This window comes from Scytonema sp. PRP1, assembly GCF_036697665.2.
In the GTDB taxonomy this organism is placed as follows: Bacteria; Cyanobacteriota; Cyanobacteriia; order Cyanobacteriales; family Nostocaceae; genus Kalymmatonema; species Kalymmatonema gypsitolerans.
On the sequence record NZ_JBAHYJ020000079.1, the window covers coordinates 17,467 to 43,587 of the forward strand.

A 26,121-nucleotide genomic window follows, 5' to 3' on the forward strand; every position below is an offset into this window, starting at 1 on the left:
TTTGCAGCAACGGTGTCAAACGACAAGTTGTCAAACTTAAATGAGAGCGAGCAAAAAATATTTTTCTTACTATGCCCTATAGGGGCATTGCAATGTACAGAAAACTTTGCTGTCGAACGCTGGCGATGCGCTAAGTTAGAACGGAAAAAGTACAAATAATACCATTTCACATTTGCTCAATGCAATCTTTTTTATAAGGCAATACAACAAGCTTTACAGTATCCCAGTTACAATCAAATATTGCCCTGCCAAATTTGAAAATCATTATCAATGAGTTAAGAAAATATAGTAAATTTTAATGAGAGAATTAATGAGAAAAAAGCGACTTGAGCCTGAAAAGCTTTGGTGAAAAAGGAATAGAGACCTATTAAGAAAGATGTCGAGAAGGGATGCTGCGGTTTGAAAGTAAAAAATTCTACAAATTATTGTTTGGTTTAGGACTTGTAAATTGTAAGACAGGTGATATGGTGATATTATGACTTTGGCTAACAGCAAGCTAAACCTCAGAGTGAGGAAATAAGTATGCCGATTCAAATTAGAGATGAAGCAATTTACAACTTGCTGCAAAAAATCTATCGAAGCGATCGCCCAACCAAGTTTTTGGATTTGCTAAGTTTTTTGAGCTAAAAAATTGTAAAGTAATATATTGGTACCAAGTTTTCAGGTAATGCCCGCGCTAACTAACAGGGAGGCATTCTCAACACCATAAGTCTAAAAAAGTTCGACTTTAGAGTAACCAATACCTACGGCGCAAATAAAAGCAATTGCCTCATATCAAATTACATTGAGCTTGCACAGAATGTTAAAGCTTTAAGATGGTTATCAATCAAGGGTAATCACAATGCAAGTGATTTTCTATTCTATGCAGCCTCATTGTAAAATGATATCACTGGATTACTGTTTCAAAATCCGAATTTACAAGACACAAAGCTAAAATTTTCTGCTTAAAAAAAATAAATTTACTGTAAAGCTTTTCTCATGATTGAACTAGAAGAGCGCCAGATTCTGCTGGAGTCTTATCTGCAAGCGCAGGTGGCTAAAATGCTGAAAATTGCTTTATCTCAAGTGGATCTTCAGCAACCTTTAAACAGTTTGGGACTCGATTCCTTGAGCCGAGTCGAGCTAAAAAACTGCATTGAGACTGACCTTGGAGTCATTGTATCTCTCGCTGACTTTCCACCAGATTTTAACCTTGCCCAGCTAGCAATGCACGTACTCAAACAGCAGAATGACACTCAGGTTAATTACGCACAAAATTCGTGTATTCATCAGCTATTTGAGGCTCAGGTAGAACGGACACCGGAAGCTGTTGCGGTTATCTTTGAAGACGTAGAGACAAGGGTTATCACGTCTTTATCCTATCGAGAGTTGAATCAATGCGCTAATCAACTAGCACACTACTTGCAAAGGCAGGGAGTAGGGGCAGAAACACTGGTTGGTATCTGCGTAGAGCGTTCTCTAGAGATGATTGTAGGACTGCTGGGTATTCTCAAAGCGGGTGGAGCTTACGTACCTCTAGATCCAACATATCCAAAAGAGCGTTTAGCTTTTATGTTGGAAGATGCCTGTGTACCGATACTGCTGACTCAGGCGCAGCTAGTTGCAGAACTTCCTGCACATAAAGCTAAGGTAGTGTGTCTGGACTCAGACTGCGGCGTTATGGTACACGAGAGCAACGAAAACCCTCTCAGTGCAGTTAGTTCAGAAAACTTAGCTTATACGATTTATACTTCAGGCTCCACGGGTAGACCCAAGGGAGTCATGGTAACGCATAACAACTTAGTTTATTCGACTGTTGCTCGTACTTTCTATTACCAAGAACCTGTTAAAAATTTCCTGTTGGTTTCATCCTTTGCCTTTGATAGTTCAGTTGCAGTCATCTTCTGGACGCTCTGCTTTGGTGGAACTCTTGTACTCCCTAAAGAGGGTTTGCACAAAGACATCTTGCAGTTAACAAAGCTAATATCTCAATATCAAATAACCCATTGGTTAAGCGTTCCTTCTCTCTACAAAGCCTTACTAACTCATGGGTCGTTACAGGAGCTTGTTTCCCTGCGTACCGTTATTGTAGCGGGAGAACCTTGTTCGAGAGAGTTAGTCGATCGCCATTATCAAATACTTCCGCAAACAACTTTATTTAACGAATATGGACCGACAGAGGCAACTGTTTGGAGTAGCGTATATCGTTGTCAAAGCGATGAGTTGAAGAGTTCAATTCCTATCGGTCGCGCAATCGCCAATACTCAAATTTATCTACTAGATGAGCAGTTAAATCCTGTACCTGTTGGAGTACCGGGTGAATTATACATAGGCGGAGCAGGCGTGGCTAGAGGCTACCTTAACAGACCAGAATTAACTGCTGAAAAGTTCATATCAAACCCTTTGTCTGAGATGAGGAAATGGAGAGAACTACCAATACCCCAATCACCAATCACCAATCACCATTACCCAGTCCCCAGACTTTATAAAACTGGAGATTTGGCGCAGTATCTTCCAGAGGGAAACATTGAGTTTTTAGGTCGCATTGACCAACAGGTAAAGATACGCGGTTTTCGTATCGAAGTAGGGGAAATTGAAGCTATTCTTGCAAAACATCCCTACGTGCAAGAAGTGGTAGTTTTGGCTCAAAAGGATGTCTCTGGTGAACAACGCTTGGTGGCATATTTGGTGTCATCAGAGCTTAGTATCAGTGAATTGCGTCACTTTTTGAGCGAAAAGCTACCGGACTACATGGTGCCTTCAGCTTTTGTATTCCTTGAGGCACTGCCTTTAACTCCCAACGGCAAGGTGGATCGCCTTGCATTGCCTGTTCCCGATTTTACGCGATCGCATTTGGCGAAAGCTTTCGTAGCACCTCGCTCTGAGTCAGAGAAAGTGTTAGCCGAAATTTGGGCACAAGTTCTTGGCATTGAACGGGTTGGCATTCACGATAATTTCTTTGAGTTAGGAGGACACTCGCTACTAGCAACGGAACTGCTGCTCCAAGTACATGATGCCTTTGGTGTGGAACTAACTTTGCAACGCCTGTTGGAATTACCCACCGTTGATAGTTTGGCAGCTTGGATTGAACAAAATGCAGTTAAGCAGAAAACTGTCAGTACTAACGATAGTACAAATGTCAGTATATTATTTGCGATCGCTTCTAATGAAAACCAGCGGTATCAACCTTTCCCACTCACTGATGTTCAACAAGCTTACTGGATCGGTCGCAGTAAGATGTTTGAACTGGGTAACGTGGCAGCTCACTTTTATTTAGAGACCGAAAGCGTTGATTTAGACTTGGAACGGTACAATAAAGCTTGGCAGCGATTAATCGAACGTCATGAAATGCTGCGAGCGATTGTCTTACCTTCTGGAGAACAGCAAATTCTGGACTCTGTACCACCTTATCAAATTCAAGTCTTGGATCTGCGTGGAGAAATTCCAGAGGTAGTCGCTTCTAAATTAGAGACTATTCGCCAAGAGATGTCGCATCAACTGTTGCCTACTGACACTTGGCCCTTGTTTGAAATTCGCGCTTCTGTTTTGGATGACAGACGCATTCGACTGCACATCAGCTTTGATTTGTTAATTGGTGACTACTGGAGTTTTCAGATTCTTGGCAAGGAACTTTCTGAACTTTATCAAAATCTCGATACTTCCTTGCCTCCACTATCTGTATCATTCCGAGATTACGTCAATACTTGTCTGGCGCTGCAAAATTCCTTGCATTACCAACGTTCCAAAGAGTATTGGCTCAACAGATTACCATCTTTACCACCCGCACCCGAATTACCCCTACAGAAGCGGGAGAAAAGCGCCATCACTCATCCCCGGTTTGTGCGCCAGAGTGCAAAGCTAGAACCCCTCTTTTGGCAACAACTGAAAACACGCGCTTCTCAAATAGGCTTAACTCCTTCAGGAGTGCTTTTAGCAGCCTTTGCTGAAGTTCTAACTACTTGGAGTAAAAATCCTCGGTTTACGATTAATCTCACTTTATTTAATCGTCTACCGCTGCATCCCCAAATCAACGAAATTGTTGGCGACTTCACCACATTAAGCTTACTGACTGTAGACAACTCTAACCCGAATTCGTTTGAAATTCGCGCCCAGCGAATACAACAGCAACTTTGGTTAGATTTAGACCATCGTTACTTCGATGGAGTTCAAGTATTGCGGGAATTAACAAAGCAACAAAGATGGGAATCAAAAGCGTTAATGCCAGTTGTATTTACCAGTACACTGTCTTTACCAACAGCCAGTACAGATGTCGATCCATTGGCAAGATTTGGAGAGGTTGTTCACAGCATCACCCAGACGCCTCAAGTGTGGCTAGACCATCAAGTTTATGAGGAAGCTGGAACTTTAATGTTTAATTGGGATGCTGTTGAAGAACTCTTCCCCCCAGGTCTTCTCGACGATATGTTTGCGGCTTATTGTAATCTTTTGCAGCGTTTGGCAACTGACGAGTCAGCGTGGGTAGAAACCAGAAGGCAACTGTTATCAAATGCCCAAATTGAGCTTTTTGAAGCTATCAATAGCACCACGCTACCACTGTCAACTCAACTGCTACACACTTTATTTGAGGCTCAGGTCAAACAGCGTCCGCATCATTTGGCTATTGTCGCACCCGACCGCAGTTTCACCTATCAAGAGTTATTTGAATACTCGAATGCGCTAGGTTATCGTTTACGACAATTAGGCACACAACCCAATACTTTGGTAGCCATTGTCATGGAAAAAGGATGGGAGCAAGTGGTAGCTGTTTTAAGCATTTTAGCTGCTGGTGCTGCCTACGTACCCATCGACCCAGCATTACCGAATGAGCGGTTGACGCATTTACTAGAACAAGCACAAGTCAGTTTAGTTTTAACCCAATTAAAACTGAATCAAACCTTAGAGTTACCTTCTTTTTTAAAGCGAATTTGTGTAGACATCTCAGAACCACTATCTGAAAAACACCAGCCTTTGCATCCGGTACAGCAACCCGAAGATTTAGCCTATGTTATCTACACCTCTGGTTCTACCGGGATGCCTAAAGGGGTGATGATAGACCATCGCGGTGCAGTTAATACCATCCTGGATATGAATCAGCGCTTTGGTGTTAACCCGTGCGATCGCGTCTTGGCGCTTTCTTCTCTGTGCTTTGACTTGTCAGTTTACGACATTTTCGGCATTCTAGCTGCTGGGGCAACAATTGTCATTCCCAAAACAGAGGCTTCTAAAGATCCCTCAATCTGGTGGGATTTGATTGAAAAACAGCGGGTAACAATTTGGAATTCAGTACCTGCCTTAATGCAGATGTTGGTGGAATATGCTTCAGGACGTATCTCAGTTTTGGATTGTTTGCGCTTAGTTCTGTTAAGTGGAGATTGGGTGCCATTGACTTTACCCGATCAAATTAAAACCGTAGCTAAAAACGTCCAAGTTATCAGTTTGGGAGGCGCTACCGAAGCATCAATTTGGTCGATTCTCTACCCCATAGAAAGTGTAGACCCGTCTTGGAAAAGTATTCCCTACGGGCGTCCGATGCTTAACCAACAATTCTATGTACTTAACGAATCTTTGGAACCGTGTCCAGTATGGGTGCCGGGACAGTTATACATTGGTGGAATTGGTTTAGCTAAAGGTTATTGGCGGGATGAAGAAAAGACTGCTGCTAGCTTCATCACTCATCCGGTAACTAAAGCAAAACTTTACCGCACTGGCGACCTCGGTTACTACTTACCAGATGGCAACATTTCGTTCATTGGGCGAGAAGATTACCAGGTCAAAATTGGTGGATATCGCATCGAATTAAAAGAAATTGAAGCTGCTTTAATGGAACATCCGGCAGTACATCAAGCTGTCGTCGCGGCAGTTGGCGAACAGCAAAACAATAAGCAGCTAGTAGCTTATGTACTTCCAGATCGAGAACAAGGATTCACCCTTTTTGAAGTGGAAGGTACAAATTTTTCAGAGATTCAACAAGTTTGGAAATCTCTGGTGAATTCAGGTTCTCAACAAGCTGAAAAAGAACCAGAAGGAGTCAATATTCAAACTCTATCAGCTTTTTTGCAAGCTATAGAGCGTTTGAGTACTGCCTATATACGTTCTACCTTAACCAGTTTGGGTGTTTATATCCACCCCCAAGAAAAGCATTCTCTAGATAGTTTAATGAATCGGTGTCAGATTCAGCCTCACTATCGAAAACTATTAGGGCAGTGGTTAAGCGTCCTGGAAAAAGAAAAGCTATTGCAGAGAGAAGGACAAGATACTTTTGTCAACCATATTCCCTTACAAACCGATTCTCTAAATACTATTTGGAACGAGGTTAAACAATATGCCAACTCGATTCCTCAAGGGCAGAATTTTCTGAATTATATCGAGCGTCATCTCGATAATCATTTGGCACTGCTAAAAGGACAAATAGACCCGCTGGATTTATTATTTCCTGACGGTTCTTTAGATACGGTAGAAAGTCTGTATCAATCCTTTCCTACTGCTGCCTATTTCAACAGTCTTGCCAGGGAAATCGTGAGGTCTTTGGTAAAAACATTGCCTCCGGGAAAACCACTAAGAATTCTGGAAATTGGGGCAGGCATAGGTGGCACAACCGCATCGCTGCTGCCAGTCTTGCCAGGCGATCGCACACTTTACACTTACACTGATGTTTCTCCATTTTTCAGTAATTTGGCTAAGAAAAAATTCAGAGAATATTCCTTTGTTGAATACAAGCGACTAGATATCGACCAAAACCCGCAAGAGCAAGGCTATGAATTGCAAAGTTTTGATTTGATTGTAGCCGCCAATGTTTTGCACGTCGCCCGCAACTTAGGAACAACTTTGTCCTATATCCGCTCTCTTTTAGCTCCCCAAGGTTTACTTTTATTAGTTGAGTTAACAGAGTACAGTCGTTCAGCCATGACGACTATGGGATTTGTCAAAGGCTTCAGCAATTATGAAGATGAAAGAACGCAAGAAAACTTACCTACTTTATCAGTAAAGCAATGGCAAAATATTTTACAATTGAATGCCTTTGAAGACTTTCTTGCCTTCCCACAATCCGGTTCCCTTAATGATTTGTTTGGGCAACATTTAATAATTGCTCGACAACCTTTTTCTGAAAAGCGGTTGAAGCAAGATGAATTGCGGAATTTTCTTCAGAAAAAGCTACCTGAGTATATGGTTCCTTCTGTCTATATATCCCTTAATACTTTACCGCTAAATTCTAACGGAAAGGTAGATAGGCAAGCTCTTGCCAAACTGAGTCCAATCAAACTAAATCCAAACAAAGCTTTTGTAGCTCCTCGAAATACACTGGAGCAAATAATTGCTGGCATTTGGACTCAAATACTTAACTTACAAAGTGCTGTGGATATTCACCATAACTTCTTCGAGTTGGGCGGAAATTCTTTAAAGGCAATTCAAATTTATAACAAGCTGCAAGAAAAACTGGAAACGGAATTTCCAGTAGTCACAATGTTTGAACATCCAACAGTTAGCGCTTTAGCACAAGCTTTAAGTCAAAAAGAAACGAGAAATACTGTTTTCAAAGAAGGTTACGACCGAGGGCAAAAGCGAAAAGAAGCGGCTTTACAAAAACAACGAAGTAGCAAGAAGAAGTTGAGTACTCTGTAACTGTTGAAAAAGAAAATATCAATTCTAAATAATTTGTGAACTTCTACCTCTCTTATCTCTGCGTCCTCGGCGTCTCTGCGGTTAATTTACTTAAAACCCTTCATAAATCAATCGAACCACCGTATTCCTTCGCCCAAATCGTATAGATTTTTCAAGAAATCGGAGAAAAGCCGTGATAAATCAAGAAGAAATAGATTTGACCGGAATAGCCATTATTGGCATGGCAGGTCGTTTTCCCAAAGCCAAAAATATTGAAACATTTTGGCATAACCTAAAAAACGGCATACAATCAATTTCAGTCTTTTCTTCTGAGGAGATGGAGGAAAATATAGACCCCGCCATTGTAAAAAATCCTCAGTTTGTCAAAGCAGGATACATCTTAGAAGATGTAGATCTATTCGATGCTCAATTCTTTAGGATAACTCCCAAAGAAGCTGAAATTATAGATCCCCAACAGCGGATCTTTTTGGAGTGCGCTTGGGAGGCTTTGGAAAATGCTGGCTATACTCCTGAAAATTATCAAGGGGCAATTGGTGTTTACGCTGGTTCAGGGATTAACACTTATTCATTACTCAACTTGGCATCACAATGGAAACTGGGAAAGCCTTCAGAATTTGTTGAAGTTTTGATTGGTAACGATAAAGATTATCTAGCTACCCGCGTTTCTTACAAATTAAACCTTAACGGTCCTAGTATTTGCGTTCAAACTGCCTGTTCTACTTCATTAGTTGCTGTAAACTTGGCTTGTCAAAGCTTACTCGATTATCAATGCGATATGGCTTTGGCTGGTGGAGTTTCAATTAAAGTTCCGCAAAAACTCGGTTATCTTTATCAAGAAGGAGGAGCTGTTTCCCCAGACGGACATTGCCGCGCATTTGATGCTCAAGCACAAGGAACTGTTGGCGGTAATGGATTAGGAATTGTTGTTTTGAAGCGATTGCAAGATGCTCTTGCAGATGGCGATCGCATTCATGCGGTCATCAAAGGTTCTGCCATCAATAATGACGGATCTGCCAAAGTTGGTTACACAGCACCCAGCGTTGACGGACAGGCAAAAGCGATCGCAGAAGCTTTGTCTGTGGCAGGAGTGGAACCCGAAACTATTAGCTATATCGAAGCTCACGGAACCGGAACTCCCTTAGGCGATCCAATTGAAATTGCTGCTCTTTCCAAAATTTTTCCCACCAATCCTAATAAAAAACCCTACTGTGCTATCGGTTCTGTTAAAACTAATATCGGACATTTAGATGCGGCTGCTGGTATCGCTGGTTTAATTAAAACTGTTTTATCTCTCAAACATAAATTACTACCACCCACCCTGCATTTCGAGAAGCCAAATCCTCAAATAGATTTCGCCAACAGCCCATTTTACGTCAACACTTCTTTATCTGAATGGAAAGCAAACGGCACTCCCCGTCGTGCAGGTATTAGTTCCTTTGGCTTCGGGGGAACTAACACTCATATAGTTTTGGAGGAAGCGCCTCTTGAACATAATTCTAGCGGTGCAGAGGTGCAGGGCAGAAAGTATCAATTATTGTTACTTTCTGCCAAAACTCCAACAGCTTTGGATACTGCTACTGCAAATTTAGCTGCACACTTTAAACAGCATCCTGATATTAATCTTGCCGATGCAGCTTACACATTACAAGTGGGTCGCAGCGTTTTCAATTATCGCCGGATGTTGGTGTGCCAAAACGTTGAAGATGCCGTAAATGCACTCTCAAATTTGAATTTGCAGCAATCCTATCACTCGCAAAAGCCAAGCGAAAGACCAATTGTATTTATGTTTCCCGGTCAAGGAGCGCAATATGTAAATATGGCGCGGGAACTCTACGAAACTGAGCCAACTTTTCGAGAGGAAGTCGAGTGCTGCTGTCAACTGCTACAACCTCATCTAAATTTAGATTTGCGGCAAGTGCTGTATCCAGACGAGTCAAATATGGATAAGGCAACACAGCAACTAAAACAGACGGCGATTGCACAACCAGCATTATTTGTCATTGAATACGCTTTGGCTAAGTTGTGGATGTCGTGGGGAGTGCAACCTCAAGCTGCGATCGGTCACAGCATTGGAGAATATGTAGCTGCTTGTCTCGCTGGTGTCTTTTGTTTAGAAGATGCCTTGGCGTTAGTGGCAGCTAGAGGAAAATTGATGCAGGAATTGCCTGCTGGATCGATGCTTTCTGTTTCCTTATCGGCAGTAGAAGTACAACCTTTTTTAAAAGAAGGGCTTTCCTTGGCGGCAATTAACGCACCATCTCGATGTGTTGTTTCTGGTACAGTAGAAGCGATCGCCCAACTAGAGGATGAGTTGGCGGCGAAAAGTTTGGAATTAAGTCGCTTACATACCTCCCATGCTTTTCATTCTTCTGTGATGGATTCTATTTTAGATCCATTCACCGAACTGGTAAAAAAAGTTAAGCTGAGCCCCCCGAAATTCCCTTTTTGTCCAATCTTACTGGCACTTGGATATCAGCAGCAGAAGCAACAAATTCCAGTTATTGGGCGAAACATTTGCGCCACACGGTACAGTTTTCTTCTGGAATACAGGAGTTGTTGAAATCAGAACGAATTTTATTAGAAGTTGGACCAGGTCGAACATTAAGCACTTTAGCAAAACAGCATCAAGGACAGATAACCGGACAAATTGTGCTTTCTTCGTTGCGACATCCCAAAGAAGAACAGTCAGATGTAGCATTTTTATTAAATACATTAGGCAGACTTTGGCTTGAGGGTAGGCTAATAGATTGCTCGAAATTTTACGTCTACCAAAAACGTCATCGCTTACCCTTACCAACTTATCCATTTGAAGGTCAGCGTTATTGGATTGAACCGAAAAAGTTATCTGACACTGAAACTAATAGCTCAGTATCATTAAGCAAAAAGCCTGACATTTCCGACTGGTTTTACATTCCATCATGGAAACGTTCCATTGTACCTAAATTATTTCAACCGGGAGAATTAGAAAGCGTAAAACGTTGCTGGTTGATATTTGTGGATGAATGCGGTTTGGGAGAGCAAATTGCCAAACTTTTGGAACAAGAAAAGCAAACTGTTATCAAAGTGATGATTGGGGAGGAGTTTCGCAAAGTTGACGATGGTGTCTATACTATCAATCCGCGCTCGCGCCAGCACTACGATCGCTTAATAAAAGAACTTTGCACATTAAGTCAAATTCCCCAAATAGTTGCACACTTGTGGAGCATTCAACCGCCTCAGCAGAAACAATCTGAAATTGAATTTTTTGAAAGCTCTCAGGAACTCGGTTTTTACAGTCTACTTTATCTTGTGCAAGCATTTAAAGATAGAAATCTTACCGATTCTTTGCAAATCAAAGTTGTGTCAGCAAATATGCAGGGAGTGACTGAAGAAGAGGTACTTTGTCCAGAAAAGGCGACTGTCTTAGGTGCGTGCAAGGTTATTCCTCAAGAATACAGCAATATAACTTGCCGCAGCATTGATATCGTACTTCCTGAAATCAAAACTTCCCAGGACAATAAGCTAATAAATCAACTCATAGCCGAATTTACAGCAGCAGAGCAGTCTGACTTAGTTGTTGCTTACCGTGGAAATCATCGATGGGTGCAAACTTTTGAACCAATACGACTGGATGATAAAGCTGGAAGCAAAATAAGGTTGCGCCAAGGTGGAGTCTATCTTATCACGGGTGGGTTGGGAGGTCTTGGTCTGGTGCTTGCCGAACATCTCGCAAAAACCGTGCAAGCCAAACTAATATTGGTTGGGCGATCGCCTTTTCCCAAAAAAGACGAGTGGGAAAAATGGCTGGAAACTCACGATTCTCAGGATGAAATCAGCCGCAAGATTGAGAAATTGCAAACACTTGAAAAACTGGGTGCCGAAGTTTTGATCAAGAACGCAGATGTGGGCGCTCGCAGCCAAATGCAAGCAGTCATTACCCAGATATACGAACAATTTGGTCTTTTTCATGGAGTTATTCACGCCGCAGGCATTGTCAGAGAAAAGTCATTTCGCTCCATCCAAGAAACAGATAAAACTGAGTGCGAGCAGCAATTTCAGGCTAAAGGACGCGGACTTATAGTATTAGAACAAGAATTGCAGGGAAGAAAACTTGATTTTTGTCTATTGGTATCTTCCCTATCATCTGTTTTAGGAGGATTAGGTTGTGTAGCCTACTCTGCCGCCAACATATTCGTGGATGCTTTTGCTTATAAGTGCAACCAAACCCACTCTTTCCCTTGGCTGAATGTAAATTGGGACAACTGGCAATTTAAAGAAGAAAAACCAACAACAACAGCTTTAGGAGCAAGTATGGCTGAATTAACTATGACACTTGCAGAAGGAGTAGAGGTTTTACAACGTATTTTAGCCATAAATGCGCCCACTCAAATTGTCATTTCCACAGGAGATTTAAAAGCTAGGATTGACCAATGGATTAATTTTAAAGTTTTACAAAAAATTGAAGATTCCAAAGAACTAAATTCATCGTCGAGCCATCCTAGACCGAGTTTATCAAATTCCTACGTCGCTCCGAGAAACGAGGTTGAGGAAACTGTTACTGAGATTTGGGAAAAATTGCTTGGTATCAAACAAATAGGCATCCACGACAACTTTTTTGAACTAGGAGGAGACTCTTTGCTTGCCTTGCCGTTAGTTTCTAGGTTGCGCGACACCTTTCAGGTAGAACTACCTCTGCGTACTCTTTTTAAAGCAACCAATGTGGCAGATTTGTCACACGCCATTATCATTAACGAACCAAAGCCAGGACAAACCGAAAAGATTGCTAAAGCTTTAAAAAGGCTCAAGAATATGTCTGCTCAAGACATCAGACAGACGCTTCAGGAGAAGAAAAGAGGAGCTAGAGTTTAATGAATATCAAAAGCTTTGCAGACGGAACTGAACTTTCTACCGAAGAGCGCGATCTTCTGGCATATTTACTTGAAGAGGAAGGAATAGAACTTTCGCAAACGCAACCACTTCCTCTCATAGTGTCCGATCCAGAAAAACGGCACCAACCTTTCCCACTTACTAACATTCAACAAGCTTACTGGATCGGTCGCAGTGAAGCGCTGGAATTGGGCAATGTAGCAGCTCATGCTTACTGGGAAATTGAAAGCATCAATTTAGATTTAGAAAGATATGAAAAAGCTTGGCAGCGGTTAATCGAACGTCACGAAATGCTGCGAGCGATTGTCTTACCTTCTGGAGAACAGCAAATTCTGGACTCTGTACCACCTTATGAAATTCAAGTGTTGGATCTACGCAAAGAAAGTCCAGAGGTAGCAGCTTCGCAATTAGAAGCGACTCGCCAGAAAATGTCTCATCAAATACTGCCAACCGATCAATGGCCTTTATTTGACATTCGTGTTTCTATATTAAATGAACGGTGCATTCGGCAACATATCAGCTTCGACTTGTTAATTGGTGATGACTGGAGTCTGCAAGTTCTATTGCAAGAACTTTGGGAACTTTACCAAGATGCCGATGCTCCTCTAGGTGCGATCGCGGTATCGTTCCGAGATTATGTTCTCGCTTGTGTCGCGCTGCAAGGTTCTTGCGAGTATGAGCGATCGCGGGACTATTGGCTGAGGCGAATTCATACCCTACCACCCGCACCCGAATTACCTTTGGCAAAACATCCCAGCTTGCTACATTCCCCTCGGTTTGTGCGTCGGAGTGCAACGCTACAACCAGAAATCTGGCAACAACTGAAAACACGAGCAAATCAAGCAGGTTTAACGCCATCAGGAGTGCTATTAGCTGCTTTTGCCGAAGTTCTGAGTGTCTGGAGCAAATGTCCCCGATTTACCATCAACCTAACGCTATTTAATCGCCTACCCCTACATCCCCAAATCAACGAAATTGTTGGTGACTTCACCTCATTAAGCTTACTTGCCATAGACAACTCAACTTTAGATTCGTTTGAAACCCATGCTCGAAACATACAAGAGCAACTTTGGGAAGATTTAGATCATCGCTACTTTGACGGAGTGCAGGTGTTGCGAGAATTGGCTCGCATCCAAACTCAGGAGTCAAAAGCTCTGATGCCAGTCGTATTTACCAGCACCCTTACTTTAACAGAAGCCGGACAGAATACTGACCCATTCGCCCCATTTGGCTCGGTAGTTTACAGCATCACCCAGACACCTCAAGTTTTGCTAGATCATCAAGTTTATGAGGAAGAAGAAACTTTAGTTTTTAACTGGGATGCTGTCGAGGAACTTTTCCCCGGTGGGCTTCTTTCTGATATGTTTGAAGCTTATTGTGGTTTTCTGTTTCGTTTGGCTAATGATGAATCGGTTTGGTTGAAAACCAGACGGCAACTGTTACCAAATGCCCAAATTGAGCTTTTTGAAGCTATCAATAGCACCACGCTACCAGTACCAGATTTGCTGCTACACACTTTATTTGAGGCTCAGGTAAAACAGCATCCCCATCATGCCGCCATTATTGCACCAAAGCGCACCTTGACTTACCAAGAGTTGCATAGCCTTTCACAGGCATTGGGACACCGACTGCGGCACTTGGGTGCAAAGCCAAACACTCTGGTGGCTGTCGTTATGGAGAAAGGATGGGAGCAAGTCGTAGCTGTTTTGGGCATCTTAGCTGCTGGTGCTGCCTACGTACCCATCGACCCAGGATTGCCTAATCAGCGGCTTACGCATTTACTACAACAAGCACAAGTCAGCTTAGTTTTAACCCAATTAAAACTGAATCAAACCTTAGAGTTACCTTCTTTTGTAAAGCGAATTTATGTAGACATAAAAGAACTGCTATCTGAAAAACACCAGCCTTTGCATCCGGTACAGCAACCCGAAGATTTAGCCTATGTTATCTACACTTCTGGTTCTACCGGGATGCCTAAAGGAGTGATGATAGACCATCGCGGTGCAGTTAATACCATCCTCGATATCAATAAACGTTTTGATGTTAACTCATCTGACCGAGTATTCGCGCTTTCCTCCCTCAGTTTTGACTTGTCGGTCTACGACATTTTCGGTACTTTAGCTGCTGGGGCAACAATTGTCATTCCCCAAGCGAATGCGGCTAAAGACCCATCTCATTGGTTGGATGCGATCGCACACGAGCAAATTACTGTTTGGAACTCAGTACCCGCCTTAATGCAGATGTTAGTGGAATATGCCAATGTGCGACCAGAATTTTCCCTGACCTCTTTACGCCTAGTGCTTCTAAGTGGAGACTGGTTGCCATTACCTCTGACTTCTCGAATTAAAGCTATAGCTAGAAATGCTCAAGTCATCAGTCTAGGAGGTGCTACCGAAGCTTCAATCTGGTCAATTCTTTACCCGATTGAAACTATCGACCCAAGCTGGAAAAGCATCCCCTACGGTTGTCCGATGACCAACCAGCAATTTTACGTCTTGAATGAGGCACTAGAACCTTGTCCTGTATGGGTGCCGGGACAGCTATATATTGGGGGAATTGGTTTAGCAAAAGGTTACTGGCGGGATGAGCAAAAGACTGCTGCCAACTTTATCACTCATCCCGTTACTGGTAGTCGCTTGTACCGTACAGGGGACTTAGGTTGCTATTTACCAAACGGTCAAATTGAGTTTTTAGGACGGGAAGATTACCAGGTTAAAGTCGGCGGATACCGCATTGAGTTAGGAGAAATTGAGGCGGCTTTGGTGCAGCATCCGGCTGTGCATCAAGCTGTCGTTATGGCAGATCAACAGCAAAGCAATAAGCGTTTGGTGGCGTATGTAGTCCCCGTGCAAAAGCCAGCCCCTACCGTTGATGAACTGCGCCACTTCTTGAGCGAGAAACTGCCTGAGTATATGGTGCCTTTTGCGTTCATGGTGTTGGATGCCCTGCCACTGACAGCTAACGGCAAAGTGGATCGGCGGGCATTACCAGCACCTGAGCAAGTCAACAGCGAATTTGAGGTAGGAATTCCTACTCTCACGTCAGCGCGTAGCCGTACTGAATATGTGCCACCTCGCACTCCCATAGAGAAGATACTAACGGAAATTTGGGCTGAGGTACTTGCTGTCAAACCTGTAGGCATTAACGACAACTTCTTTGCCTTGGGTGGAGATTCGATTCTCATTATGCAGACGATCGCTCGTGCCAAGCAAGCAGGTATTCAACTAACACCCAGACAGATGTTTGGGTATCCAACTATTGTTGAAGTAGCAGCAGTAGCTAGCACGGCGACGGCAGTCTGCACCGAACAGGAACCTGTAACGGGTTTGGTTCCCCTCACCCCCATCCAGCACTTTTTATTCGAGCAGGATCTGCCAAACTCTTATCCCTGGAACTTGACGTGGCTGCTGGAGGTGCGGCAAAAAGTAGATGTCTGTGTGCTGGAAGCAGCTTTCCAACATTTACTGCTGTATCACGATGCACTCCGCCTGCGCTTTGAACGAAATGTTTCTGGCTGGGAGCAGTATAACGCCAGTCCTGGGGCGGCGCTCGCTTTTGAGCGAATTAATTTATCGCACGTACCAACGAGCGATCGCCAACAAGCGATCAATGCAACGGCAGCAGAGTTACTGGCTAGCTTCAACTTGTCCCAAGAACCACTGATAGGGGTTGTTCTCTTTGAACTTGGTTCCCAAAAGTCAGACCTCCTATTAATAGTTGCCCATCACCTAGTAATTGACGCGGTTTCGATGCGGTTTTTGGTAGAGGATCTCCAAACACTCTATCAGCAGCTCAATAGCGGTCAAGCTATTCAGCTTCCCCCAAAAGTACTTCTTACCAGCAATGGTCTCAACAACTCATCAAATATGCACAGTTGGATAAGATTCAGCAAGAGTTGTCTTACTGGCTGGAAACTCTTCCCAAACAAGCAAACCCTCTGCCAGTGGACTATCCTGAAGGCATTAATACTGAATGTTCTAGCCGCACTGTTTCCAGGTCTCTCAATGAAAAAGAAACTCATGTGCTGCTGCGGCAGTTTCCTATTTATGGCACTCAAGCTCAAGAGGTGTTGTTGACTAGCTTACTATGTGCCATGTCCCAGTGGACAGGCAAAAGTTCTCTGTTGCTTAACTTCTTGGGTCATGGACGCGAGGAAATCTTAGAAGATATGGATGTATCTCGCACTGTGGGATGGTTTACCAGCATCTACCCTGTGTTTTTAGATATGGGCAATGGAGATACTTTGGAGGATGTGTTGCGATCGGTCAAACAGCAAATTCAGCGCATTCCCAACCGAGGCATCGGCTACGGTATTCTTCGCTATCTTACACCAAATACTCAAGTTGCCGAAAAATTAAGGTCTTTACCTCAAGCTGAAGTTGCCTTCAACTACTTTGGTCAAGTAGATTTTTCTCAAACTTCTTTATTCCAATTTGCCCCAGAATCTCCCGGAACAATTAGGCAAAAACAAGGAATTCGACCGCATTTACTAGATGTCATCGGGGTAATATCTGAGGACAGGCTGGAGGTAGATTTTATCTATAGTGAGAATGTTCATCGACAGTCCACAATTGAGAGTCTAGCCGAATCTTTGATGGAGACAGTGCGATCGCTCATTTCATTAATCGTTCAGTTGTAGTCTTCCAAAAGCGGGATTGTAATTTATTAGGAATAATACAGCAATTCTATTAAAACAGTGACCAGTACCAGCCGCAGTGACCAGGTAACACGCTCTTGATTTAGACCCCAAGTGAAACGTACCCGGAGCGTGATGGGGGTCTCCTTCCTCCCGCTAAAAATGGTAACTGCTCACTGCTCACTGCAAAAGATGAACCAGTAACAAGAGAGAAATTTGATGAGGAAAGCAAAGCTACTAACTGGCATGAAAGGATTTACAGTCATCTGGTTTGGTCAGGTGATTTCACAGTTGGGTACTGCTATGACCCGCTTTACTCTTACTATATGGACATACACAATAACCGAACAAGCCACAGCTACAGCTTTGGTATTCTTCTGTTCCTTTATGCCATCTATACTACTCAGCCCTATTGCTGGTGCGCTGGTAGATCGCTGGAATCGAAAACTGATTTTATTTATCAGCGACTTGGGCGCAGGTTTGGTAACAATTGGCTTATTAGTACTTTATGCCACTAACAATTTGGAAGTAAAACATCTGTATCTCACGACAGCTATTGCCTCAATATTTGAATCTTTTCAATTTCCAGCTTATTACGCTTCCATATCCATGATGCTGTCAAAAGCTCAATACACTCAAGCTAGCGGTATGCTCTCACTTTTGGAATCTATTTCGGGTGTTACCGCTCCAGTATTGGCAGGCTTTTTGTTTGCGCTTATTGGCATAAAAGGTATTATGACCATTGATATATTAACTTTTCTAGTAGCAATAAGTGCATTGCTTTTCATACATATTCCCCAGCCAGAAAAAACAGCCGTTGAAAAAGTTAGTAGCGTTAGTTTATGGCAAGATTCTATTTACGGATTCCGCTACATTTATAAGCGTCCCAGCCTTAGCGGACTTGTACTTATTTTCTTCACTATCAACATCACTTTCGGCTTCTACATGGCTTTGTTTGCACCCATGATTTTGGCTCGCTCGAATAACAATCAGGTCATATTTGGAATTGTAAGTTCAGCTTTTGGTATTGGAGGAATAGCTGGCGGTGTGTTGATGAGCTGTTGGGGTGGTCCGACGCGCAAAATACACGGGGTTTTGCTTGGCGTAGCATTTACTAGCCTACTGGGTACAACGCTGATGGGACTGGGACAGAACCTTCCTGTTTGGGCTACAGCCGCCTTTTTTACTAAATTCTTTCCCCCGATTGCATATGGCTGTAATCAAGCTATCTGGCAAGCCAAAGTACCACCCGATTTGCAAGGGCGTGTTTTTGGCGTGCAACGCCAGATAGGAGAAATTACTATGCCTTTAGCCATAATTATTGCAGGACCGCTAGCTGACTACGTTTTTGAGCCAGCAATGCAACCAGGAGGTAGCATTGTACCTATGTTCGGCGGAATCATTGGTATTGGTCCTGGTGCTGGAATGGGTCTAGTCCTTTTTATTCTAGGTTTATTAGGTATATTAATTGGCTTAGGTGGGTATCTCTTCAAAATCATCAAAAATGCAGAGGATATATTGCCCGATAGCAATACCATTTAAACATCACCGTTATTTGTCCACTAGTATCAAGATGCTGTTGGGCAATATGAGCCTGTCAATCCATCAGTTCCAGGTAGGTTGGGGCTTTAAGCGTTCCCACCATTAAAGCTCCCGTCAAATTGCACTCCTGGTTCCCAAACCCCCAAGATATTAATGCGTCTGCCCCGTCGAGGGCGTTGACGAATGGATTTTTGCACCCCTCTGAGAGCATAACTGTATTCTGCAGAACGCACACAGGTACAACCAGACTCATCTAAATACTGAGCGCCGGATCAGTCCTTGCTGTACCCCAAGCTTGAGCGTTTCCCAATCTTTGCACGAATCGGCTACCCAAGCAAGCGAGCGAGTCAGAGCAGGGCGATAGCGGATGCGCTTCCAAGAGTAGCCCCCTTTTTGACTCAATACTTCAACTAATGGCAGCCGAAGCCGACTGTTCTTCCGTTTTTATCAATTCTGTCAATATTTTGTAACTGATAGGCTGCGGGATAGCTATGTTTATTCGGTTATCCTGAAAGTTAGATTCGTAATAACCGAACCTGCGGGGATAGTTCGTGTCTGAGTCGGTCAAGAAAACAGAGTTAACTCTCATCGACATTTAATGAAGGGCTGTGGCATTGGGACAGAAAATCTTGAGCGATTGCCTACGGCACCAGCAGTTCTGAGCGGTATAAATTGTTCACCGAATGCGAGAACCCCTACAAATTACATATTTTGCCTATGACAGTCAAAAACTTCTAGTTGACCGACTCTCCAGACGGAAGGTTTACTGTAGTGTAGCCCACCATAGAGATTGAGTAGCAATTGAGTAGCAGAAATGGGGGCTTTGAGGTGCGATCGCGCTAACCAGAGATGCGATCGCTGACCTGTACCACTGCGGCAAAGATAGGCTTTAAAGGGCGGCTCTCGTCAGAGTTTAAATAATAACAAGCATAAGTTGGTTCTTGGCAGCTTTTGGTGATCAACACGGAAACTCGTTTTAAGGCAGAGGGCAGAGGGCAGAGGGCAGAAGGAAGAAAGATATAATTGAGATACTTCAAACTTTACTCCATCAAACATTTGAGGAATAAGCCTCAGCAAGGCCTATGTCGGTGCTAACTCACCTATTACCAGATTCAACCAATCTGAAACTTGAGAATTGCCTTCTTGACAAGATAAAAACTCAGATAAATTTGATTGTTTCCGCAATCAGTAGAGTAGTTAATTGTCCAGTTTGTAACCAACCAACTCACAAAATTCATAGTCGCTATGAACGCTTCTTAGCAGACTTGCCCTGGGCTGATTACAGCATTACCTTACAGTTACGGGTAAGGAAGTTTTTTTGCATCAATACTTTGTGTAAACGACGCATTTTTACAGAAAGGCTGACCAATGTAATCGCACCTTGGGCGAGAAGAACTCTACGTTTAGCTCAACGACTAAGTGCGATTGCTTTAGCTAATGGTGGTGCAGCAGGAGTAAGACTCTCAGAGCAATTGGGGATAAAAGTTTCTCGCAACACACTATTAAATTTAGTCCGCTCAATCCCACTACCACCAATCGTAACGCCACATACTCTTGGGGTAGATGACTTTTGTTTTCGTAAATGTAAAACTTACCGGAAGAAAGGCAGAGGGCAGAGGGCAGAGGGCAGAAGGCAGAAGGAAAGATAGTAACTTTTATACAAAGGTAAGTCCTCTGTGCTCTGCCATATGGTAAGACAGCCCCTGAATTTATGATGCTGTTGGCGAATAAGTGAGGGGTGAAAGCAATATGGTGGGATACCAAAGTAAGAGTGAAAATAGTAAAGAGAAAATCAAATAAAACTTAGGTAAAAGCACTCGGAGCAAGAGCTGCAAAGCGAGAAGTGCGAGTCTTGGCTTTAGGTATACCCTCAAGCCAACTGACAATGCGTGTGAGGTTAATGGCAGTGGCGGTAAGAAGATGCTGTAAGTGTGTCTTAGCTAAACCGATGTATCGGCTACGACGTAACCCAAACCGCACACAAGCTTGGGAAATAGCCCCCTCGACGCCGGCGCGTTGTTGGTAGCGCCTTTTAAACTCGGAAGTAGCTTGTTGGATACGAGCTGCTTGCAAAGCTTGATGCTGGGATTGTGGTCTGAGTTTGAGCAGACGTGGAGCGCGGGCAGCACGGGTACATTGTGCTCGCAGTGGACAGACTCGACAGTCAATCGATGCAAAGCGAACTTCACTCACACAAGTTCCGTCGTTTTCGATGCGTTCACACCAAGCTTTACTGGTATGGCCTGCCGGACAAACAACCGTTTGGGAGTGCCAATCAATGGTAAAGCACTTAAGGTCAAAACCATTGTCACTTTGAGCTTGCCAACTAGTGTCAGGCATCACAGGTCCTGTCAACTCAAGTTGATAATTTTGCTTGGAGTCGAGCAGGTGCTGTGCACTCACATAGTTCGTATCGACAAAATGCTCTTGGGGTAAAAGTGCTTTGTCGGCTAGGTGTTGATGAATGATGGGTGTCATTGCCCCGTCAAAAGTGGTAGCGGCAGTTGTTTCGACATTTGTAATCAACGAAGGTAACTCACAGTCGCAAGTTTCGGTCAAATGTACACTGTAGCCAGTCCAGTTTGTATTTCGTTTTGTACGGTTGCGGGCTTGTATGTCGTAGGGTGACTGAATCAGCAATTGGTTGGGTGGTAAGTCATCTGTTCTCCAACTTAAGTTTTCACCTTGGAGATAGTATTGTTGTACCCAAACCAAACGTAAAATTTCCACTGCACTAACCGAAGCCAGTTCAGCCGGTGTGTTGGTACTATACACCGCCATCAATAACTGATGTCCATCCCGACCGATCACTAAGGCCAAATCCAGTTGTTCTGCTTTCGTCTTAGGTAGACGATACTGCTCAAACCGATGACTATAACGGTCAAACCAATCTTGGCTAACAATCGATAACAACCATTCTGGTGCAATGGTTGCTAATTCATTCAAGCAGTGGCGTAACGTTTCTCCCACACACTCAAGTCGATTTAATTGTCGAATCGCAGCTATCACATGGGTGGAGTCGGTTCGTGCCTTGCCGCGACTTTTGAGCCATCCTTTTTGTTTAAATTCCTCAAGTATCTTCTCCAGTATTTGATGCTCTCGCCCTCGCGCTATCAGCCTGCCACGAAATTCGCTCAATACTGAGTAATCAAATCCGCTATCAGTGATTTCTAACCCTAAAGCATACTTCCAGTCGATTCTCGATCTGACTGCCTCTGCAGCTTGACGGTCGGTTAACCCCTCCGCAAATTGCATCACGCTAATCAACGCCAATTGTCCTGGCGAATATGCACTCTGACCACAATCACTCCGAAATAGCGTTTCAAACTCCTTATCTGTGTAAATCTCTCCTAAACTGTCCCGCATTTTCATGTACACATTTCCTTTCGGGAATGCCGATGTTGCTATCCTTGCCGTTTCTTGTGGTATCTCCCACTCCGATTTTGGATGCACACTCATCTATGTTCCCCCTGTAATGTTGCGCTTACCAGTTTCTCTGCTTGACAGCTATTGTCAGTGCTCTGATTATTTTACTTAAGCACTCTCGACCCTGCTTGACTCTCTAGAGTATCCCTGCCTGCACCAGCCACAAGTGTATTTGAAACACTAGTGTTTTCAACTACTGATTTTTGAGCCAGTTGCAGCAAGAGCGGTGACTGCCCGCTTTAATAACTCGAATACATCACTAGTAAACTTTATAGCGGGCGGTCAGCAACTGGCATCGGGGGGAGTCCTGAGGGCGGGCGGTAGCCCCCCTCGTGCCACTAGGACTCAACCCGACAATCTCCGTTTGTTCCGCCTTTAGTGCCATCATCACGAATAACTTGATTCAACTCTGTTGTATCTCCTTAATTTTTCTTGTCGTGCTTGACCCCTAATTTATTCGCCAACAGCATCATTTATTTATGGAGACAAATAAAAAAGTGCGAACTTTATTAAATGCCCCGCTTTTAAGCGTGGGGATGCCCTTCTGCCTTCAGACGAGCGTACTTCTGCCTTCTTAAGCGCTTATTCCCTCAGTCAGAATTGTATGGTTTAACCAACCAAATACGTCGTTCCGCAGTATCTGTAGCATCCAACATAGCCGAAGGATATGGAAGGCGCTCAAAACAAGAATATGTACAATTTTTGCATATTGCTTTAGGTTCTTTAAGAGAACTCGATACACAATTAATCATTGCTAAAGAAGTAGATTTAGCAGAGAAAAACCTTTTTACTCCCCTATTAAATGAAGTTGAGGAAATGCAAAGTATATTAGTTGCAAGTTTAAACAAACTCAAAGTTTGAATCTATAATTTCCTTCTTCCTCCTTCTGCCCTCTGCCCTCTGCCCTCTGCCTTTCCCCCAGCCAAGATCACCAAAATCTGACAAGACCCCATAAGTTGACCATAGAGAATTACAAGCATAAAGTGACCATTTTGGACAACTTATGGTTGTTGTCCCGCCCCCAATTATCCAGTCAAGGAAGTTGCCAGTGGGTGCATGGAACCATTGCAGCACGCTAAAAGCCAGCAATACCAAAATCATAATTGCCAGACTGGAACCAATGAAGAAGTTAAAATACATCTTGCCTTGTCTCCGATGAAGATATCACTTCAATCTTGGCGAGGGGTTGGGACTTAGGCAAAAATCCTTGTGATGGTTTTTAGAGTTACACACTAAGAAAGCCAAGAGAATAGGCAATGGCAAATGATAAATTACAAATTATGAATTATGCAAGAGTCATATTCTACTCTAATTTCATAATTCATAATGAATAATTTATCGAATGAAATAACTGCGCCAAACTGATTTAGAATCCTTGCCACTAGCTTCAGGAACCAGTAACCGCCAAGTTTTACCTTCTCTTTGAAGTTGCAGGTAAACTTCAAAAGGTTTTTGAGGTTGTGTCAACCGTCGTTTTGGTAGCTTAAACGTGAGTTCGTAAGTTCCACGAACGCGGTATGTGGGTAAATTTTCAATTGTCAAAGGTTGTTCCTGACTAATTGATAGCCGATGGATTTCAAATCCCTGAAAATTCAAATCTAGCTGTTGGCTGAGTTGCTGTTGAGTTTGCTCTAATTCAAATGCAATTGCTTTTTCCACTAAGTGCCTAGTTGGTGCAAGAACACTCGTGGTACACGCAGTTAATAGTCCCAACAAAATTAAGCTGATAATTAGCCGCACCATTATGATGGCTCCTCTATACTCATATCTGCTATTCCAAAGCGATAGTATAGGCTGTAGCTGGTGTAATTATCGCGCCTATCTGTGGCAAAAATTAGTATCACATTGCAGCTAGTAAACTTTAATACATTGTGCCGTTAAGCAGCTTTGCAAGTTCGGGTTTAACCAAACTTTACACTCAAATGAATAAGTAAGACTGCGGCTTCTACGAACTACCGACAACTTGTCTGTACCTGCCATTCCGTAAATTTATTGAGTTAAATTAAGATTTTTTTGGGAAAAATTTCCGGAAAGTAGGTTTTTCTGCTGAATATACAGAAATAGTAAAGCACACTCCTCTTATAGCTTCTTTTGTATAAAGCGAGTATAAAGTTTGCTTAGATAAAAATAAATAGTTGGACATCTAGCCTTAGGTATACTTAAAATACTTCTAAGGTTAGTTGTAAAACAGGTAACAAGCAAGATGAAAACTATTGCTACTCAGGTGCGTAACAAAATATTAAAAAATCTTTATGAAGTTTCATTTATACGAGATCCTGCTGAGCTTGCTTATGAAGCAGCATTAGAAAAACATAAGAGTCATCTACCTGTTCTTTCGAGTACTGACTGGGCTATCGTGGAGACTCTTGAAACTGAGGGAGTTGCTGTCACTTCATTAGAGGAACTTTCGATTCCTTCTACTCCACAATTGCTGCAAGCTGCCAAAAAACTCATACCAGAAATCCCAAGAGCGATTTCTGGCGATGAAAATGAATTTGTTGTTCATGCAACTTCCGAGCAAATGATGGAGTACCCAGAGATTTTTCTTTGGGGATTAGAACAACGTTTACTCAATATTGCTGAGAATTATCTTGGTCTACCAGTCGCTTATCATGGTGCCTATTTTCGCAGAGATATTGCCAACCAAGTGGAGAAAAAATCAAGGTTGTGGCATATGGACTCGGAAGACCGAAAATTGTTCAAAGTCATTGTTTATTTAAACGATATCAACGATGAGCGAGGTCCGTTTCAATATATTCCAAAAGATATCACTTCCAAAGTAGCTGATTCTTTGAAATATAAAACTGGCTACATCAAAGATAAAACTTTGCAACAGGTGATATCCCAATCAAATTATAAATCCTGTACAGGAGCATCTGGCACGGTAGTTATTGCAGGCACTGCTAGTGTCTTTCATCGGGGAAAAAAACCTGTAGATTCCGATAGATTTTCAGTATTTTTTGATTACACTTCCAGACAACCAAAATTCCCTTTTTATTGTAAATCTTCTCTACCTATGGAGGATTTGCATTTACTTTCCACAAAGTTCTCCGAAGAACAAAAGCAGTGTGTTTTTTGGCGATAATATAACAATTTTAGCAATAGTGACTTAGGGAAGAAACAGGAGTAGGAATCATAACTAGGAAAATAATGTTTCAAACCTCATTAAAATAGGCTGGATAACACACGTTCCCATTAAGATTCATCAAAGCACTCGGTTTGAGTTCTAACACCATAAATGCCTCATCAGGAATTGGTAATGATGAGTGCAAGCCGAATTGACTCGCCTTTTGAAAACCAAAACGTCTGTAATAGCGCGGATCGCCAACAACGACAACAATAGAATGGTTTAATTCACGACACCTTGATAAACCCACCTGCACCAGCTGAGTGCCAATACCTTGGCGCTGGTGCATTGGTGTCACAGCTAGCGGTGCTAAAGCCAGTGCTAGAATTTGTGCTGCTTCAATGTTAATGCGACTGAAAAGAATGTGTCCCAGCACATCCTCATTTTCTAGCGCTACAAGAGATAATTCAGGTATAAAATTTGGGGAGTTGCGGATTTTATCTACAAGTTCGGCTTCTTGTGTTTGACCAAAAGCATCTGTTAGCACTTGGTGAATCTTTGCTCTTTGGTTATCTCTCTCTGCAGTAATATTTAGCATAGAATTTTGAACGATTAGACTGGTTGCAATACTGAAACACTACCTGAGATAAAATAGCAATATCATCAGAGCGATCGCTAATCACTGTTACACCGTAATCGACAAACACTTGGCGCTGATGAAATTTCCTGCAAACATTGCTTATAACGTTACAGAAACCTCGACAATCGTTGGTATGGTTAAACAAGGTTTGGGTGCAGCTATTGTAGCCCGGCTGGTAGCCGAACCTATACTGCCAGAAATGCAGGTATGCAGTTTGCCAGTTCCTTTGAAAAGAGTCATTGGCGTGGCTGTGCTAGCAAATACTCTCCATAGTCCGGCTGTGTTTGCATTTTTAGAAACTATTCTCGGTGTCGATCGCTTCACTCAAAAAACAGCAGTTTGATT

Annotated in this window: 10 protein-coding genes and 4 pseudogenes; 9 read left to right on the forward strand and 5 right to left on the reverse strand. The window is 42.9% G+C overall.

Features of this window, described 5'->3' with window-relative positions:
• The first annotated feature begins 978 nt into the window (after nucleotides 1-978).
• From V5G28_RS17830 to V5G28_RS17855, 5 genes and pseudogenes are all read left to right on the forward strand, one after another.
• Nucleotides 979-7,599: an amino acid adenylation domain-containing protein gene (locus V5G28_RS17830; RefSeq protein WP_332994405.1), complete on the forward strand. Its 6,621-nt coding sequence runs from the start codon at nucleotides 979-981 to the stop codon at nucleotides 7,597-7,599.
• Between the two features lie 220 nt (nucleotides 7,600-7,819).
• A pseudogene (locus V5G28_RS36760) lies at nucleotides 7,820-12,447 on the forward strand (SDR family NAD(P)-dependent oxidoreductase).
• A pseudogene (locus V5G28_RS17845) lies at nucleotides 12,447-16,268 on the forward strand (non-ribosomal peptide synthetase); the annotation flags it as partial. The pseudogenes V5G28_RS36760 and V5G28_RS17845, both read left to right, overlap by 1 nt.
• 71 nt (nucleotides 16,269-16,339) lie before the next feature.
• Complete coding sequence (locus V5G28_RS17850) at nucleotides 16,340-17,104, forward strand: condensation domain-containing protein (RefSeq protein ID WP_332994411.1); 765 nt, start codon at nucleotides 16,340-16,342, stop codon at nucleotides 17,102-17,104.
• Nucleotides 17,105-17,320: 216 nt separating this feature from the next.
• Nucleotides 17,321-18,643, forward strand: coding sequence for an MFS transporter (locus V5G28_RS17855; protein ID WP_332994415.1), 1,323 nt, complete (start codon nucleotides 17,321-17,323; stop codon nucleotides 18,641-18,643).
• 249 nt (nucleotides 18,644-18,892) lie between these two features.
• Here V5G28_RS17855 and V5G28_RS17860 read toward each other — a convergent pair whose 3' ends face one another.
• Nucleotides 18,893-19,045: a hypothetical protein gene (locus tag V5G28_RS17860; protein ID WP_332994416.1), complete on the reverse strand. Its 153-nt coding sequence runs from the start codon at nucleotides 19,043-19,045 to the stop codon at nucleotides 18,893-18,895.
• 437 nt (nucleotides 19,046-19,482) lie between these two features.
• A complete protein-coding gene (locus V5G28_RS17865) occupies nucleotides 19,483-19,680 on the reverse strand; it encodes a hypothetical protein (protein WP_332994418.1) in 198 nt (65 codons plus the stop codon).
• Between the two features lie 45 nt (nucleotides 19,681-19,725).
• On the opposite strand from V5G28_RS17865, the pseudogene V5G28_RS17870 reads away from it, so the two are divergent.
• Nucleotides 19,726-20,238, forward strand: a pseudogene (locus V5G28_RS17870) (transposase family protein); the annotation flags it as partial.
• 208 nt (nucleotides 20,239-20,446) lie between these two features.
• Here V5G28_RS17870 and V5G28_RS17875 read toward each other — a convergent pair.
• Nucleotides 20,447-22,102: an IS1182 family transposase gene (locus tag V5G28_RS17875; RefSeq protein ID WP_332986999.1), complete on the reverse strand. Its 1,656-nt coding sequence runs from the start codon at nucleotides 22,100-22,102 to the stop codon at nucleotides 20,447-20,449.
• A gap of 546 nt (nucleotides 22,103-22,648) precedes the next feature.
• On the opposite strand from V5G28_RS17875, the pseudogene V5G28_RS17880 reads away from it, so the two are divergent.
• Nucleotides 22,649-22,930 (forward strand): annotated as a pseudogene (locus V5G28_RS17880) (four helix bundle protein); the annotation flags it as partial.
• Between the two features lie 474 nt (nucleotides 22,931-23,404).
• On the opposite strand, the gene V5G28_RS17885 reads toward V5G28_RS17880, so the two are convergent.
• Complete coding sequence (locus V5G28_RS17885) at nucleotides 23,405-23,812, reverse strand: hypothetical protein (RefSeq protein WP_332994425.1); 408 nt, start codon at nucleotides 23,810-23,812, stop codon at nucleotides 23,405-23,407.
• 460 nt (nucleotides 23,813-24,272) lie between these two features.
• Here V5G28_RS17885 and V5G28_RS17890 point away from each other — a divergent pair, with 460 nt between their 5' ends.
• Complete coding sequence (locus V5G28_RS17890; RefSeq protein WP_332994428.1) at nucleotides 24,273-25,154, forward strand: 2OG-Fe(II) oxygenase; 882 nt, start codon at nucleotides 24,273-24,275, stop codon at nucleotides 25,152-25,154.
• Nucleotides 25,155-25,224: 70 nt separating this feature from the next.
• On the opposite strand, the gene V5G28_RS17895 is transcribed toward V5G28_RS17890, so the two are convergent.
• On the reverse strand, nucleotides 25,225-25,734 hold the full coding sequence (locus tag V5G28_RS17895) for a GNAT family N-acetyltransferase (protein WP_332994430.1): 510 nt from the start codon (nucleotides 25,732-25,734) through the stop codon (nucleotides 25,225-25,227).
• A 97-nt stretch (nucleotides 25,735-25,831) separates the two neighbouring features.
• Between V5G28_RS17895 and V5G28_RS17900 the strand changes: the two genes are divergently transcribed.
• On the forward strand, nucleotides 25,832-26,119 hold the full coding sequence (locus V5G28_RS17900; RefSeq protein ID WP_332994516.1) for a LysR substrate-binding domain-containing protein: 288 nt from the start codon (nucleotides 25,832-25,834) through the stop codon (nucleotides 26,117-26,119).
• Nucleotides 26,120-26,121 lie beyond the last annotated feature (2 nt).